Origin of the sequence: Anaeromassilibacillus sp. Marseille-P3371, from assembly GCF_900169665.1 — a bacterium.
In the GTDB taxonomy this organism is placed as follows: Bacteria; Bacillota; Clostridia; order Oscillospirales; family Acutalibacteraceae; genus Anaeromassilibacillus.
On sequence record NZ_LT835157.1, the window covers coordinates 444,175 to 459,390 of the forward strand.

General features: G+C 48.1%; 14 protein-coding genes. 8 read left to right on the plus strand and 6 right to left on the minus strand.

The genetic code is table 11. The features are described from left to right. Positions 1-561: 561 nt before the first annotated feature. Together B9Y59_RS01210 and B9Y59_RS01215 are read right to left on the minus strand one after the other, a co-directional pair. On the minus strand, positions 562-1,248 hold the full coding sequence (locus tag B9Y59_RS01210; protein WP_085531306.1) for an alpha/beta hydrolase: 687 nt from the start codon (positions 1,246-1,248) through the stop codon (positions 562-564). A 266-nt stretch (positions 1,249-1,514) separates the two neighbouring features. Further along, on the minus strand, positions 1,515-1,880 hold the full coding sequence (locus B9Y59_RS01215; protein ID WP_054323825.1) for a DUF6483 family protein: 366 nt from the start codon (positions 1,878-1,880) through the stop codon (positions 1,515-1,517). Positions 1,881-2,056: 176 nt separating this feature from the next. Between B9Y59_RS01215 and B9Y59_RS01220 the strand changes: the two genes are divergently transcribed. Together B9Y59_RS01220 and B9Y59_RS01225 are read left to right on the plus strand one after the other, a co-directional pair. After that, positions 2,057-2,431: a sulfite exporter TauE/SafE family protein gene (locus B9Y59_RS01220; protein WP_082402155.1), complete on the plus strand. Its 375-nt coding sequence runs from the start codon at positions 2,057-2,059 to the stop codon at positions 2,429-2,431. Next, entirely contained in the window at positions 2,428-2,814 is a 387-nt protein-coding gene (locus B9Y59_RS01225) for a sulfite exporter TauE/SafE family protein (RefSeq protein ID WP_054323824.1), read from the plus strand. The genes B9Y59_RS01220 and B9Y59_RS01225 overlap by 4 nt, the downstream gene beginning before the upstream one ends. Positions 2,815-2,934: 120 nt before the next feature. Here the strand turns inward: B9Y59_RS01225 and B9Y59_RS01230 are convergent, their stop codons facing one another. Next, positions 2,935-3,705 (minus strand): heparan-alpha-glucosaminide N-acetyltransferase, encoded by a 771-nt coding sequence (locus B9Y59_RS01230; RefSeq protein WP_085531308.1) that lies wholly within the window; start codon positions 3,703-3,705, stop codon positions 2,935-2,937. Positions 3,706-3,819: 114 nt separating this feature from the next. Here B9Y59_RS01230 and B9Y59_RS01235 point away from each other — a divergent pair, with 114 nt between their 5' ends. Together B9Y59_RS01235 and B9Y59_RS01240 are read left to right on the plus strand one after the other, a co-directional pair. Next, positions 3,820-4,200, plus strand: coding sequence for a thioesterase family protein (locus B9Y59_RS01235; protein ID WP_054323822.1), 381 nt, complete (start codon positions 3,820-3,822; stop codon positions 4,198-4,200). 252 nt (positions 4,201-4,452) lie between these two features. Beyond that, on the plus strand, positions 4,453-5,601 hold the full coding sequence (locus B9Y59_RS01240; RefSeq protein WP_054323821.1) for a hypothetical protein: 1,149 nt from the start codon (positions 4,453-4,455) through the stop codon (positions 5,599-5,601). Between the two features lie 1,210 nt (positions 5,602-6,811). On the opposite strand, the gene mnmA is transcribed toward B9Y59_RS01240, so the two are convergent. Together mnmA and B9Y59_RS01250 are read right to left on the minus strand one after the other, a co-directional pair. After that, positions 6,812-7,879 (minus strand): tRNA 2-thiouridine(34) synthase MnmA, encoded by a 1,068-nt coding sequence (gene mnmA / locus B9Y59_RS01245; RefSeq protein ID WP_085531310.1) that lies wholly within the window; start codon positions 7,877-7,879, stop codon positions 6,812-6,814. Then, a complete protein-coding gene (locus tag B9Y59_RS01250) occupies positions 7,876-8,457 on the minus strand; it encodes a hypothetical protein (protein WP_054323819.1) in 582 nt (193 codons plus the stop codon). Before B9Y59_RS01250 ends, mnmA begins: the two co-directional genes overlap by 4 nt. 275 nt (positions 8,458-8,732) lie before the next feature. Between B9Y59_RS01250 and B9Y59_RS01255 the strand changes: the two genes are divergently transcribed. Together B9Y59_RS01255 and asnB are read left to right on the plus strand one after the other, a co-directional pair. Continuing rightward, on the plus strand, positions 8,733-9,386 hold the full coding sequence (locus tag B9Y59_RS01255; protein WP_085531312.1) for a CpXC domain-containing protein: 654 nt from the start codon (positions 8,733-8,735) through the stop codon (positions 9,384-9,386). Positions 9,387-9,435: 49 nt separating this feature from the next. Further along, a complete protein-coding gene (gene asnB / locus B9Y59_RS01260; RefSeq protein ID WP_085531314.1) occupies positions 9,436-11,286 on the plus strand; it encodes an asparagine synthase (glutamine-hydrolyzing) in 1,851 nt (616 codons plus the stop codon). 456 nt (positions 11,287-11,742) lie between these two features. On the opposite strand, the gene B9Y59_RS01265 is transcribed toward asnB, so the two are convergent. Beyond that, the gene (locus B9Y59_RS01265) at positions 11,743-12,918 is read right to left on the minus strand and encodes a hypothetical protein (protein ID WP_085531316.1); all 1,176 of its coding nucleotides are present in this window, start codon (positions 12,916-12,918) and stop codon (positions 11,743-11,745) included. Between the two features lie 899 nt (positions 12,919-13,817). Between B9Y59_RS01265 and thiT the strand changes: the two genes are divergently transcribed. After that, positions 13,818-14,387, plus strand: coding sequence for an energy-coupled thiamine transporter ThiT (gene thiT, locus B9Y59_RS01270; protein ID WP_054323817.1), 570 nt, complete (start codon positions 13,818-13,820; stop codon positions 14,385-14,387). Positions 14,388-14,548: 161 nt separating this feature from the next. Beyond that, positions 14,549-15,034, plus strand: coding sequence for a hypothetical protein (locus tag B9Y59_RS01275; RefSeq protein WP_054323816.1), 486 nt, complete (start codon positions 14,549-14,551; stop codon positions 15,032-15,034). Positions 15,035-15,216 lie beyond the last annotated feature (182 nt).

Sequence of the window (15,216 nt, forward strand, 5' to 3'; positions counted from 1 at the left end):
AACAGATATGTACAGAGCTGTTGAAAATAGGTGAAACAGACATATCAATAGAGTAATCTAACCGCCGAGTTCTGAATATGGAAAAGAAAGCGAACGTCTGACTGCGAGGGCAATCGACATAATTCTGCATATAGAAACCGATTCAACAGATATGTACAGGACTGTGGAAAATAGGGGAAGCAGACATATCGGTAGAGTAATTAACCGCCGAGCTCTGAATATGGAAAAGAAAGAGGAAGTCTGACTGCGAAGGCAATCGACATAATTCTGCATATAGAAACCGATTCAACAGATATGTACAGGACTGTGGAAAATAAGGGAAGCAGACATATCCGTAGAGTAATTAACCGCCGAGCTCTGAATATGGAAAAGAAAGAGGAAGTTTGACTGTAAGGGCAATCGGCATCATTCTGCATATAGAAACCGATTCAACAGATATATACGGGATCGTGGGAAATAGGGTAAAGCGCCATATTCGCAGAGTGACATAATCGTTGATCTCCGAATGCAGTGGGAACAGGACATCACTTGCTCGCTTTTCCCGGCAGTATCCACTTCACATCACCGGCAGAGCCAGTCCAAGGCCTTCTCAAAACGCCCCGGGATGTCACAAAAATGTCCGCCCGGATTCCATTCCAATGTGCAGGGGACTTGAGATTGCAGGAAGCGGTAGATCTCGCGGGTACAGTTTCCTACGCGAGCCATACGTGGATTGCGAGCTTTTTCTTCTGCAACGCCTAAGGATAGATAGACGCGATGGACCACCGGTTGCAAAGCATTTGGCAAAAAGAAATCAACCGTTCCATCGTACCACAGGGAACCGGAAAGACAGCCAATCTGACCAAATGCACCACACTGTGTCCCGCTCCACAAAGCATGGAGACCACCAAGCGAATATCCCATCAGTGTTGTGTGGGCCGCTTCTTGGGTGATGGGCAAGGCCTGGCGTGCCTCAGGTAGAAGTTTCTCGGTCAAAAAACGCAAGTATTCCTCTCCTTCTCCCGTAAAACATGGAGTTCTTTGGGAAAGAGCAGGCGCTTTCCAGGGGGTATACTCGCGGTTTCGATCCAACGGAGGCACTGCCAAAAAGACAAATCCGATTGGTGTTTTTCGGGAAAACAGAGCGTCAAAATTCGCGGCGGGCATGTCGCCATCGTTGGAAAGCACCAGCGGGAATCCGCCCGCTGGAATTTTGCGATCTGGTACAAATAGGGAACAGACACGCCCTGCTAAAGAAATATACTGCATAAAAACTCCCCCTAAAGGTTCTTTTTGGCAGAAATATACTTGATAAAAGGATCGCGCTCCATAACTCTTCCGGAAAGGGGGGCGTTCGAAGGACCATTTACATGACTTCCTTTAGCATTCCCTTACAGAAATTTCTTTGCCCTCTTTTACAGATACGCATGCAATTGTTCATAATGGATCGTTCCATTGCCTATAGAATGTAGGTAAGGCCTGTACCCATTGTCAAGACAATCTGCCTTGTTTACCTGACAGGTAAATCTGGCTAACTACCATGTAAACTGTATACCAAAGAATTTCGTCACAGACTGCAAACCCTCTTCAATCTCTTGACGCGAGTAGTTGTGCGCTTCGAGATAAGCGTCGTCAAACTGATTTAAGCGGGAATAAAAGGCCAGAGCCAGCTCTAACATGTGCAGACGCGAGGAGTCCAGCTCCTCATAAAGGCGGTTTTCAGCTTCATTGATCTTACCCTCATCCAGCATGCGAATCAATTCAATGTAGAGTTGGTCGGAATCCGAAAGCTTTTCCTTTTCGACAATTTCATAATCCGGCTTATCTTTTCCAAATAGGAGACGCGCCAAGACAATACCAATCATTTCAATTTGCCGTAAAATCCAATCCTGTTGAAACATGCACATCCCCCTTTTTTCTTTTTATCATAGCATAACCTTTGCTGAGGAACAAGATTGTCTTATCTATTTGTATAAATAATAATTATTAATACAAATTGTAGTAACATGAAATCGGAATAAAACGAGACTTTTTTCAAAAGATAACCGGAGAGAACTGCAAAAGAGGGAGCAAAGGCATGAAGATGGAAAAGTTGAGCAGTTTAAAAAAGTTTACCCCCGCGCTGATTGGTACGCTCTGTGGAATGCTAAACGGCCTATTTGGCGCGGGCGGAGGTATTGCTGCTGTACCATTGCTAAAAGCATCGGGAATTCCACTCAAGAAAGCACACGCTACTTCTTTGGCGGTCATCCTACCGATCTCCCTCGTCAGTGCCATCTTATATTTGGTCAACGGAGCGATCCAGTTTTCCGATGCTTGGCCTTATTTGCCGGGAGGACTACTGGGGGCGATTTTAGGGGCGCTATTGATGCAGAAGATCCCAGATAAACTCCTGCGTAAAGCCTTTGGCGCCTTCATGATTTATGCAGCCGTGCGGCTGCTTCTGCGATGAGCGGGTGGTTAATCGCAGGGATTGCCAGCCTGATTGCCGGTTTTGTCAGCGCTCTCGGCTTGGGTGGCGGAGGAATCCTTGTGCTTTATCTGACCCTGTTCCTTGGCATGGAACAGATGCAGGCGGGTGGAATCAACCTGATCTTTTTCCTGCCGCTTGCTGCTGTCTCCATTTTTATCCATGTAAAGCACCATTTGATCGACTATAAGTTTGCTCTGAAGTGTGCGCCGTTTGGAGTAGCTGGTGCTTTTTTAGGTGTATGGTTGGCAAATACTCTGCATCCAGTGTGGGTGAGCAAAGGTTTTGCGGCCTTTGTGCTTGTTCTGGGAATTCGGGAACTGTTTTCGAAAGGAAAGAAGGACATAGAATCGGAACAAAAATAGCTGCCCGAGCCAATAGGCATCGGGCAGCTAGAAGTCCCTGCTGATGGAAAATCAAATCATCGATTGAGCAGTCTCTCTCAAATCCAAAGATTCACAGAATGGAACGGCCAGAAGTTGTCTTCAAAAGTTGGAAGCAACTGCGCTGACCAACCAGGAAATGCCGTAAATGACCGGTTGATGGACTACGTAGATCACCAGTGCATGGTGCCCAAGCCAGGAGAAAAACGGCACACGGGACCGGTAAGCAAAGGCGGGAAAGCGCCCTTCCACGGCTAGGCGCCCCAAACTTGTGCCGGCAAAAAAGACGAAAATCCATGGAAGCAGGGGAAAATAGTCCGAGGAAAAAAAGCTGGGACTGTGCAGACCGAAAGGTGCAAGCCAGTCGGTGGCATACAATTGATCGGGAAGGGGGATGCTCAGTGGGCCGATACCAAGGATTCCCCGATCGATCTGTGCTGTACACAAATAAAGAAGGACACAGATGGCAGTGGGAATCCAGGTGAAGGGCTGTTTCCGGCGAAGATGGGGCTGAATCAGCCCAAATGCAATCATACATATGGAAAGAAAATGCAAAATTCCAAACAGGATGCGCTCTTCAGGGACCACCAACCAGGTGGCAAGGGTAACCATCAAGGCAACCCCCGCAAGCTTAAGGCCGCGAACCAAATTGGAATGGGAGAGATTGGAGGAGATGCCGGCGATTAAAATGAACAAACCAGCGAACCAGGGTTCTGCGGGCATAAAGAAATAAAGCAGAATCTTGCCAAGCTCCAGATGGTACAGATAGGCAAGGGTATAAAACCCGTGGTAAAAAACCATACAGAAAACGGCAAAGCCGCGCAGCTCGTCCATCAAATGAATACGTTGTTTTGCGAGGGGTGTTTGTTCCATTTTGCTCGCTCCTTTTTAAAATGGAAAACAGAAGAACTTTCTTCTGGGGGGAAAGTCTGCTATAATAAGACGGCAAACTATTCAGAATTATACCAGGAACAGGAGGCAAATACAATGGAAAAGACGTTTACAAAGGAATGTGTTGTGACACCGGAGTTGCTGGCGACTGCGGTTGGCAGTGGCAGTGTGGAGGTTTTTGCTACGCCCATGGTGGCTGCGCTGTTGGAAGGTGCAGCTGCAGAATTAGCGCAAAAAGAATTGCAGGATGGCTGGACGACCGTAGGCAGCCAAATTTCGATTGAGCATCTGTGCCCTACAGTGGCGGGAGTCAAGGTGACCGCTACAGCGACCCTGACCGAGGTGGACGGACGTATGTACCGCTTTACTTTGGAAGCAAAGGACAATGCGGGCGTGATCGCACGCGGCACGCATGAGCGTGTCAGTGTGGAAAAAGAGCGTTTTCTTTCAAAGGCCCAGGCCCGCAGCCAGGCATAATCTTCCTTTTTCGTGATTTGCGCAAATGCATCGGAGTATCCCAAAAGCCCGATCATCGGAATCCATGACGGAAAGCACTCGAATGAAAAATCGAGTATAAGGGTTCATTGGTTTCTGTAAAGTCGATTTTTTGATGGACAAATTGGAATATATGGTGTATAATATTGTCTAATGTGCTGAAAATGCCGTAAATTATTCGTCGGAACTGCGCGAAATGCATTTGCGTGCCGGCAATTTAAGGAGAGTGTAATAATGAAAACATGGAAAAAATGCTTGGCGGCCGTTCTGTCGCTGGCAATTATGGCGAGTGCCACAGCCTGTTCGGGGGCGGATAAGAGCTGGGCGGTCAAGAACGACAACCTTACGGTGCCGATTGGCGCTTACATCTATAATCTGTACAGCGCATATCAGCAGGCTAGCGTGCAAGTGGAGGATTCCACAAAGCCCATCTTGGAGCAGACCGTGGAGGATCAGGATGCAGCTACTTGGATCAAGGAAAATGCCTTGCGCCAGACCAAGTCCATCCTGGTGATCGATGATAAGATGAAGGAACTGAATATCTCTTTGACCGAGGACGAGCTCCAACAGGTTTCCGATCAGACAGACAGCTATTGGGGTTCCATTTCTACAGCCATGACAGAATACGGTGTTGCGAAGTCCTCCTTTAATCTCGCATATGCCGATTATTACACGAAATACACCAAAGTGTTTGACGCCATTTACGGCAAAGGCGGTACACAGGAGGTTTCTGACGCAGATGTAAAGGACTATTATGTGACGAACTATATGGCGTTCTCCTATGTACTGGCCCCGATCATCGATATGACGACCGGTACGAATTTGAGCGAAGACGAGCTTTCTCAGCTCGATACTGAATTCAAGGATTATGCGGCAAAGATCAACGATGGTTCTATGACCGCTCAGGAAGCGGCGGATGCTTACAAGACTTCCTCTGGAGACGATACCGTCCAACTCTACACCGACGCGGCCAACTTCAATGGGGAGACATCCTCTTATCCAGAGGAATTCGGCACGTCCCTGAAATCTATGAAGGACGGTGAATGCCGTATTGTTGAGGTGCAAGGCCTGTATAAAGTGCTGCTGGTGAAAGACGATGTCACTGCAACGGCAGAGAATAAGATCAGCGACGAGGCCAGCCGTACCGCGATTCTTCAGAACATGAAGCAGGAAGAATTTAAACAGATGATCGATGAGGCGGCAGATGGTTACTCGGCGGAGATCAACCAAAAGGCGATCGATTCCTATCAGCCAGATATGTTCGTGGAGGAAACCTCTTCTGTCGCAGCGTCCTCGGAAACAGCTTCTTCGGAAGAAAGCACAGATAGTACCAGTGAGGCGAGTTCCGAAGCCGACGAGGCAAGCTCTTCGGAAGCGGCATAAATTGAAAATACCTAATAAAGGCGCCGGGAACCGTAGGTTCCCGGCGCCTCATTGGTTAAGGCCCGGCAAAACCGGTGAAGGCGCCCCTTAAAATTTTTGCTTCAAGCATCAGACAGATAAGATGCTGACAACAGCCTTTCCATGATGGAAGGCTGCCGTTAGGACGGGGATTGCCCGTTTACAGACGGTGGGCATGTGATACAAGCAAAATAAAATTTCGTGTGCCCTTCCGCTTGTCCGTAATAGGTCCTTCTTGAGCGTCCCGCTTAGACAGTTGGTTTGACTTGAAAAGGGATTGGCTAAAAGAAGGTTGAGATCTCCCGAATGGGAGGTTTTTATGTCTACAAAAGACCCGGAGTAGATTAAAACAAAATATACAAGCGATGCGAAAGCGCAAAGGTCTTTTGGTTCACTTTCAGTAATTTGTGCGAAGACGGCATAAAATGCCAATGATGTGGTTCCCCTGTAGATGGCTTTCAATTGAGAACATAAACAGTGACGCCCGAATAAACACAAGGTTTACTTTCAAAGAGCTTCCTCTTCCAATTTCCCTTCCGGATGGGATTGTTCGATCCATCTTACAAAAAAATCGGTATCCATATATATCGTTTTTAGCATGTACGCTCTTTTTGTAAAAACCTCGCATGGTGTGGAGGAGAGCATATGTTCAATAGAGGAATAAAATAAAAGAGCCGCCTATAAACAAAAGAAACACATACAAGGCAAACTCGAAAATCATAGGATATTTACATAAAGTCGTGCAAATGCATGGGAAAAGAACCGGAAAATGAACCGTTATAATGGAAATTAAAACGGCAAGATGGTTGTCATAAAATCGTAGGGTGATTCTATCGTTACTGTGTTAATGGCAAACTTTCTACGCTGCTATCTTTGCCATCCTATAATTGTATGGCGGAATGGACATGCCTATCAAGAGTGGAGAAAGAGTATTTTGGAGGCTCAAGTGGCATATCCGTTATTTTGAAAAGGATGGAACCGTACAGAAAATAGTACATTGGTAGAAATAGCAGATCCATTTCGAGGCAACTGAGAATCGGAACCCTGAAATGGAATTCGTAGAGAATCGAGACAAATTTTTTAGAATGACCGTTTGTACAAAACAAAAACCACATAAAACCAGCCCAAGCTCATCCATAAGAAATTCTTCCTTGGAGTGGCTTGGGCCTTACTACTTTTTGCTTTATTATGCTTAAAGAATCACACCGCCGCCGACGACCAGATCCCCGTCATAAAAAACGACGGCCTGCCCGGGCGTGACAGAGCGCTGAGGTTCGGCAAAATCTACACGTACACGGCCACCATCCACCGGCGTTAGAACTGCATCAGCGGGCCGCGCCTGATAGCGGACCTTCGCCTGTACCTGCAGAGGCTTGTCCAATGTATCGAATGGGATAAAGTTCAGGTCGTCCGCCAGCAAGGATGCGGCATACTGACTTCCCTCTTCACCGAGGGTGATGCGGTTTCGTACAGCGTCGATTTTTGTCACATACATGGGCTTCCCAAAGGAAATACCCAACCCCTTGCGCTGTCCGATGGTATAATGTGTAATGCCGCGATGCCTGCCTAAGATACGGCCTTGTGCATCGACAAAATCACCTTGGGGGGCCTTTGTACCTGTGTAACGTTCTAAAAAAGATGCGTAGTCATTGTCCTCCACAAAACAGATCTCTTGGCTGTCGGGCTTATGCGCCACGCGAAGACCAGCCTCCTCTGCCAGCTGCCGGGCCTCCGGTTTGGTATATGTACCCAGAGGCATCAATGTGTGCGCAAGCTGGTCTTGTGTCAAAGAATAAAGAACGTAGCTCTGGTCTTTGCTCGCAGGGGCCCGTTTCAAAAGCCAGCGGCCGGAATCATTTTGTGTAATTACAGCATAGTGGCCAGTTGCAATGAAATCAAACCCCAAAAGGCGCGCCTTCTGAAGCATGGCGTCGAATTTTAGATGCCGGTTGCAGGCGATGCAGGGATTTGGCGTGCGCCCTGCGGCATACTGCTCGGCAAAGTATTGAATGACATCGCGTTCAAACTGCTCGGTGAAGTTTAAGACCAGATGATCGATTCCCAACTGGTAACAAACCCGGCGGGCATCGTCGATGTCATCCAAAGAACAACATCCGCCTGAGGCGCTCTGCTGCATATATGCTTCCGGCCGAAGGCGCATGGTCATGCCCGTCACATCGTATCCAGCTTTTAACAGTAAAAGAGCGGCGACCGAACTGTCTACGCCGCCGCTCATTCCCAAAAGAACTTTCTTACTCATTGTTCCGCGTCATCCTCTGCCGCTTCCCCGAAAATATCCGGTTTACCTGCGGTCACTTCCGGGTTTATATGGGAAGCCGCTTCGGCGTCTGCATGTATTTCCGCCTCTTGGCGTTCTTCCTCCGCAGCTGCTGCGTCATGTGCTTCATTGACAAAGGGCGCGCCCGGAATATCGTCGTCCGCACCGTCCGCATGGTCTGCACTGTGGGCCAACTCTTGGCGCTGGAACGGGTCAAGTTCTTCATAGTACGGGCATGCGTCACAGTCGTCGTTACAGCCTGCGCACTGTTCCTCTTCTTCCACAGGAGAAGTAATTTCATCCAGCTTATTGAATGCCTTCTTCATGCGCGCTTCGCTTTCTTCAACCGCCTGGCAGAGGTGCTCCGCCTGCGTATCGTCCGGGTTGCGCAGATGTTCCATATAGTATTTTCCCAGCGCAACATAGGCGCGCGCTGTGTTTTCCCGCTCGTTCTTGATAACAATCCGGAGCCTGTTGATCATTGCAGCTTTGCGATTTTTATCGACGACATAGTCGACTGCTTTTGTTACTTCGTTGCCGATTACTCTGAAAATACCCATAGTTTTCCCTCCGGTCCCGCCGCAGCGGCGATATTTGGCGTGGTGCGCCTTTTCAGATATGCTTTGAGCGCTCCTTATGCATCATCCTTATTATACCGCAAAACAACCAAAATGAACAGGAAAAAATTTATAATCTCTCCGACGGAATTTTCCATCCCGCATGGGAAACGTTGTACCTTGCAAAGGATTGTGTTATACTATTTTTTAAATGACATTCTTTCGAAAAGGCTGGATACAGCCCTGAATGATTTGAGAGACTAGGAAGTGAACGATACATGTCTACTGAGATCAGCAAGCCGGTGAGTTGCCCACGCTGCGGAGAGGCGGTCGAGACGCGGATGTGGCCGGGCGTTAATGCCGAGGTAAATCCCAACCTGCGGGAACAGGTGCTTCAAGAGACGTTGTTCAATTGGACATGTCCTGCCTGTGGCTATGTGGCACAGATGGCGTATCCCTGCCTATATCACGATAAAGGGCGCAAATTCATGATCTACCTGATTCCGAATGGTGGAAAAACGGAACTGGATGCGGTTGACGTGGATCACGCGTTCCCGCAGATCGGCTATGTGCAGAAGCGAGTGGTTTCCTCTTTGGCGGCATTGAAGGAGAAGATTTTGGTCTTTGAAGCTGGCTTGGACGACCGCGCGGTCGAGTTGGTCAAGTTGGCGCTTGCGTCGGTTGTGGAGAAAAAGGACGGCCAGAAGCCGCAGGAAGGGTATTTTTCCTTTGCAGATGAGGAAAAGAACCGTATCGGGTTTGTATTCTTTTTCCCAGGAAAGCCGGAAGCTGTTCTGAAAACGACCCGGCTGGACGCTTATCGCCGATCCCAGGAAATTGTGGAGGAACTCCATCCGGACCAGAAAGGGTTTGCAGCAGTGGACCCGGAACTGGCGCAGGAGCTTCTGGACACGTACAAAGAAGAGGATTAAAATTTCAGCGCCGTCTGTGCGGCGCTTTTGAATAAGTGAGGTGCCAACCATGTGTGGAATCTGTGGCTTTACGGGCGAGGTGCTCGACCGTGACGAAGTAATCAAGCGGATGACGGACGTCATCACCCACCGCGGGCCGGACAGCTCCGGCGTATTTGCGGGGGACGGCGTGACGATGGGGTTCCGCCGCCTGTCCATCATCGATGTGGGAAACACGGGCGACCAGCCCATCTATAATGAGGACCGTACCCTTGTGCTGACCTTCAATGGAGAAATCTATAACTACCAGGATTTACGAAAAGAGTTGGTGGATAAGGGCCACAAGTTTTATACCAATACGGATTCCGAGGTGCTGGTACATGGTTTTGAAGAATGGAAGGAAGGGCTCTTAAACCGTTTGCGCGGCATGTTTGGCTTTGCCATATGGAATACGGTGGACAACAGCCTCTTTATGGCGCGCGACTATTTTGGGATTAAGCCGCTCCATTACACACAGGTAGGAAATTCGTTCGTTTATGGCTCTGAAATCAAAAGCATTTTAGAGTTCCCGGGTTTCCAAAAGAAATTTAACCGGCGTGCACTGGACAATTATATTTCCTTTGAATATGCGCCGCCCCCGGAAACCTTCTTTGAGAATGTTTTCTGTTTGATGCCTGCCCATTATCTTTGGTATAAGGATGGAAAGGTGACAACCACGCGCTATTGGGAGCCAAAATTTGATGCGGATGAAAACATGACGGAGGAACAGGCGGTAGACGAAATTGAGAAGGTATTTGAGGAATCTGTCGCGGCCCATAAGATTAGCGACGTGGAGGTCGGTTGCTTCCTGTCCAGCGGGGTAGATTCCAGTTACGTCTCCACCTATTTCAAAGGACAAAAGACCTTTACGGTCGGTTTTGACTATGGCGAGAAGTACAACGAGATCGACTGGGCGAAAGGATTGAGCAAAGAGGTCGGTCTGGAGCACCATTATAAGGTAATCTCCACAGAGGAATATTGGGACAGTATCCGCAAGGTTCAGTACCATATGGACCAGCCCTTGGCCGACGCCTCTTGCATTGCGCTGTATTTTGTTTCTAAGATGGCAAGCGAGTATGTCAAGGTGGTTCTTTCTGGAGAGGGAGCGGACGAGCTTTTCGGCGGATATAATATCTACCATGAGCCGGATGATCTTGCGGGGTATAAGAGGCTGCCGCTCTTTCTGCGCAAGGCCTTTGCGGCGATTGCAAAGGCGCTTCCATTTCGGTTCCGAGGAAAGAGCTTTTTAATTCGGGGCGCGCAGACCATTGAGGAGAGCTTTATTGGAAATTGCAGCATGTTTACCATGGAAGAAAAACGCCGGTTATTGCAAGACGGCATGCCGTGTACCCGCCCGCAAGAGTTGACCCGCCCGTTTTATGACCGTGTACAGGGCAAGGACGATGTGACCAAGATGCAGTATTTGGACATCAACGTTTGGTTGGCCGGAGATATTTTACTCAAGGCGGACCGTATGAGTATGGCCAATTCGTTGGAACTGCGCGTTCCCTTCCTGGATAAAGAGGTGTTCCGCGTAGCGTCCCGTTTGCCGCGCCGCCTGCGCGTTAATCCGGAAAATACCAAATATGCGATGCGTAAGGCGGCGATGCGCCATCTGCCGCCCGCTACGGCAAAGAAGAAAAAGTTGGGCTTCCCGGTGCCTACCCGTGTATGGTTGCGGGAAGAGAAGTACTATGAGATTGTAAAGGCCGCATTCACCGGAGAAACGGCAAAACAGTTTTTCCACACGGATGCGCTGGTTAAACTTTTGGACGAGCATTTCCAGGGGAAGTGTGACAACAACCGCAAGATATGGACCATTTATGTGTTCCTGATTTGGTATGATATTTATTTCAGTGACCCCAACGGGGTAAAACAGTAAAAAGACCGCGCTGGAAACGATTGTACCAGCGCGGTCTTTTAAAATTTATTCAATAGGCTTTTTATTGGATGGATCATTGCCTTTGCCTTTTGGCTAGTGCTCCAAACAATACAGTTCGTTCCCCCAAAGGATTGTTGCACGGGGACAAAACGATGATTGCCTTGCACCGGGCAGGGGCATTCATCGCTATGTTGTCTTCTAATGTGTGTGCCCCCATGGGATAAACGGATAAAACCCACATTGGATGATGGTGGCTCCTCCCGAGAGCTACAGCTTGCTTCAGGAACAACCTGTATTTCCAGTACGCGACTACCATTTCGTCTTACACCACACAAGAACATACATAGCTTTACTAATTCTCATGCGTGTGCGTTCATGAAATGAGCCTGGAATGCTTCTTTTTTATGATGATCGATCGTTTTGAAAATACACTTTGTTTTTGAAACAGACTTCGTTTTAATACAAAACGACCGTACCGCCCCGCACCGCACAGGAGCACTCGTAGCTTTGCTGTTCTCCGGTAAGGCAGTCGTAAATCGAATGGAATTCAAAAGAATCGGTTTCATCCGCCAAAACGTATTTGGCTATGATGAAGCGGTCCTCTACGCAGGTAATAAAATCCCCCAATTCCTTACTGTACGGCGCATGAAGATCGGAATGAAGTACGCCTGTAGCGACAAAGCAATCGCCTTGATCCACGATTTTATATGCCCGGCCATCCTCGGTATCGATAGAAAAATAACCGTCCAGTTCATTGGACCGCAAATTGAGTTGTGCGACAATTTGCCGCTTGCCCGTGCGCTTATTGACGGCGCAAAGGCGCTGGTCATTGGATGGAAAATGCTTTACCCGGAAATAGATTTCCTCTTCGTTCATGCCGGCGTATCGTACAAGGCCGTCTGTGCCTGCACTCAGAATCAATTCGAGTGGGACACGTTTTTCTCCGGACTTGGCAGAAACGATGAAATCAAACAGAGGGCACAGCCATACGTGGTCGTTCACATGATCGCCGAGCCACCGCCGGTTGCGGTAACAGTTCCATTTCTCCTTCTCATCGCCGTGAGGTTGCAGCACCAACAACTGCCGGTCGTCCTCAAGACTGTATGTAACAAGATCGTTTGCCGAGGCGTTACAGATCCGGGGGTCGCGCAGATAATAATAGCGTTCCTCTTCCAAATCAAACAGAAGCGCCACACGCGCAAAGCCTGTAAGACGGCGATATTCTGAGAAGAGCTCTGCGTGGGTTTCATCTTCCTCTGTAAAAAGAATCACATGGTTTTCATCCAAGGCGGCACACTCGGAAAAGTTCCCAACGAGGTTCAACATAACGGCACTGCGCTCTTCCCCGGTAATCTTGTCGATTGAAAGCAGCTCAATATGGCTGCTGCCATCTTCCAACACCATAAAGATAATGTCCGGAAAACTAAAAAAATGGGGCACGAAAGCGGGCCTGTCCAAAATATAATTGGCTAAGATGCGTTCCCGCTTGGTGATGCGGTTATATTCCAAAAGGAAGAGACTGTTGTGTCCTTCTTCGTTTTTTTCCTCTGCATAATAGATACGGTTGTCGCTGATCTCGATCAGTTGATCGTTGCAATTGGCAAAGATGTTGCGCAGGTCCACGACCTTCATTGTCACACCCCCTGTAGCCTTTTTTGACATTCCATACCATTTCCCATTGTGTGGAAAGCTTCGCAAAGTCTTTTCTGTATTATAGCATACCCACTAGTAGAATAAAACAGAAAAAGCCAGATGGCCTTTTCGATCGGACATGGAAAGCGTCATTCAGGGGGAATGAGAAAAGCGGTTTCCTGATGGGATGATTCGCTGATTGGTCGATAAAAAGGATCGTTTACCAAACGGTTATTAAAAAATGGAATAACCGTAATACAACGACAACCGCAAAATGGCGGGTAGTCCCTATCGTGAATATTGCGGATTAATTTGTAATAGGGGCTGCGAAAATAAGGCAGACGCCGCAGAATGTCATTACAGTGGGACCCTGTTTAGAAAGAACGGTCATCAAATGCAGGAAAATAAGATGTGCCGGCTTTTCAAAAAGGAGCGTTATCCGTGAAATCCGGCAGGAAGCTGACGTTGCCAACAGGCGGATATGCCCTCCATGTAGGAGATAGGGGGGCGATCACTTATAGGATGGATGCTTAGAGGAAACCAGAATGCGGAGTTCAGACATCTCAGAGGCTGTCCAAACGGATTTGTCTCTGCATTTTCAGTTGGGACGGAATATAGTGATTTGTTTTCAGGAGCGGTTCCTATTGACAGATCGGATAAAAGACAGTATGATAAAAATAAATTGAATAGGGGTGCTGGGTATTCCCGGCTGAGAGAAAACGAATAGACGTTTTTCAACCTTACCTGATCTGGATAATGCCAGCGTAGGAACAGAATGCAATTTACGCCTCGCGGTATCCGCGGGGCGTTTGTTTTATGCACCCGGATTCAATCAAACCGGCATCCACCGGCCGTAATAGGTGGACATGCGGAGAGTCCGTGTGCAAAGGAGGAAGTTCATGAAAAAGAACAGTACAACCGTTATTCTGGTGGAAAGTGCGCTGATGATCGCGCTTTCTGTCGTGCTCGATTTCTTTAAGCTGTGGCAGATGCCATTTGGCGGTTCGGTCACCTGTGGAATGGTCCCGCTGGTGTTGCTCTCGTTTCATCGAGGTCCCAAATGGGGTGTTGGCGCCGCATTTACCCATAGCTTGATGCAAATGCTCATGCGGTTTGATGCACCGCCTGCCAAAACATTCGGTGCATTTGCAGTGGTGATTTTAATGGATTATGTCATCGCCTTTACGGTGGTCGGTGCAGCTTCCATTTTTGGCAAGCCATTTAAAAATCGGAGTGTAGGGATTGCGGTTGGAAGTTGTGCGGTGTGCTTAATCCGTCTGTTGTGCAGCTTTATTTCCGGTGTTACCGTATGGCAGGAATATACACCGGAGGGTTGGGCAGTTTGGCAGTATTCCTTGGTTTACAATGCGGCCTATATGATTCCGCAGATGGTGTTGACCGCAATTTTGGCAGTTGTTCTGATGGCTGTCATTGACCGCTACGAAGGACAAAAAACACGCATTGCTTAATGCAGAACGGGAAGATCCCCTCACAGAAAGAAGTGTTCGTTTACTGGGAGGGGGTCTTCCTTTTTCTGACTATTCGCACAAAAAGGGTAGACTTTGAACGAAAAAGATGATAAAATAATAAAACATTCTATGAATTTAATTCTAATGGAGGAAAGGATCTTATGAACAGGACAAAGACGTTTCAGAATATTGGTATTCTGATGCTTACATTTCTCATGGTATTTGCAATGGTTGGCTGCGGCGGAAATCAGGAAGAGAAAAAATGGGAAGAGGATGTCACAGCAATTATGAACGACATCACAACCTCCCAGACCGACTTCAATACGGCGTTGGCGGGAATCCAGCCGGGCGAGGCGGAGTCCCAGACAGCCATGCTCAATGCAATCGATGCGCTGGAAGAGGACTTCAATGCATTAAAGGCGGTAGAAGCCCCGGAGAAGTATCAATCTGTGCAGGAAGAGTTCAACGCGGCTGTTGACAAAGCGCTGGAAGGTACGGCGGCGTTCCGCGAGATGGCAAATAACCTGGGCGATGGAGGCGATTTGGCCGTTGTAAGCGATAAACTTTCAGAAGGCCAGACGAAGTATGAGGAGTTCCTGGAGCTTTGGCAGGCGGCGGTCAACGATCTTGCGGAGATTGCAGGCTAAATTCGAACAGGAACCAATATGAAGGGGCTGTTGCAGAGGATTCTGCAACAGCCTTTTTCTACTTCTGCATCTATGAGAGCTTTTTGTATCTTTCTGTATTTGCTTAATAAAAGACGAAATAGAGAAAACATTGGCAGCACAAAACGATGCTTTACTAGAAAAATAGCAAAAAGCTCCGCTGC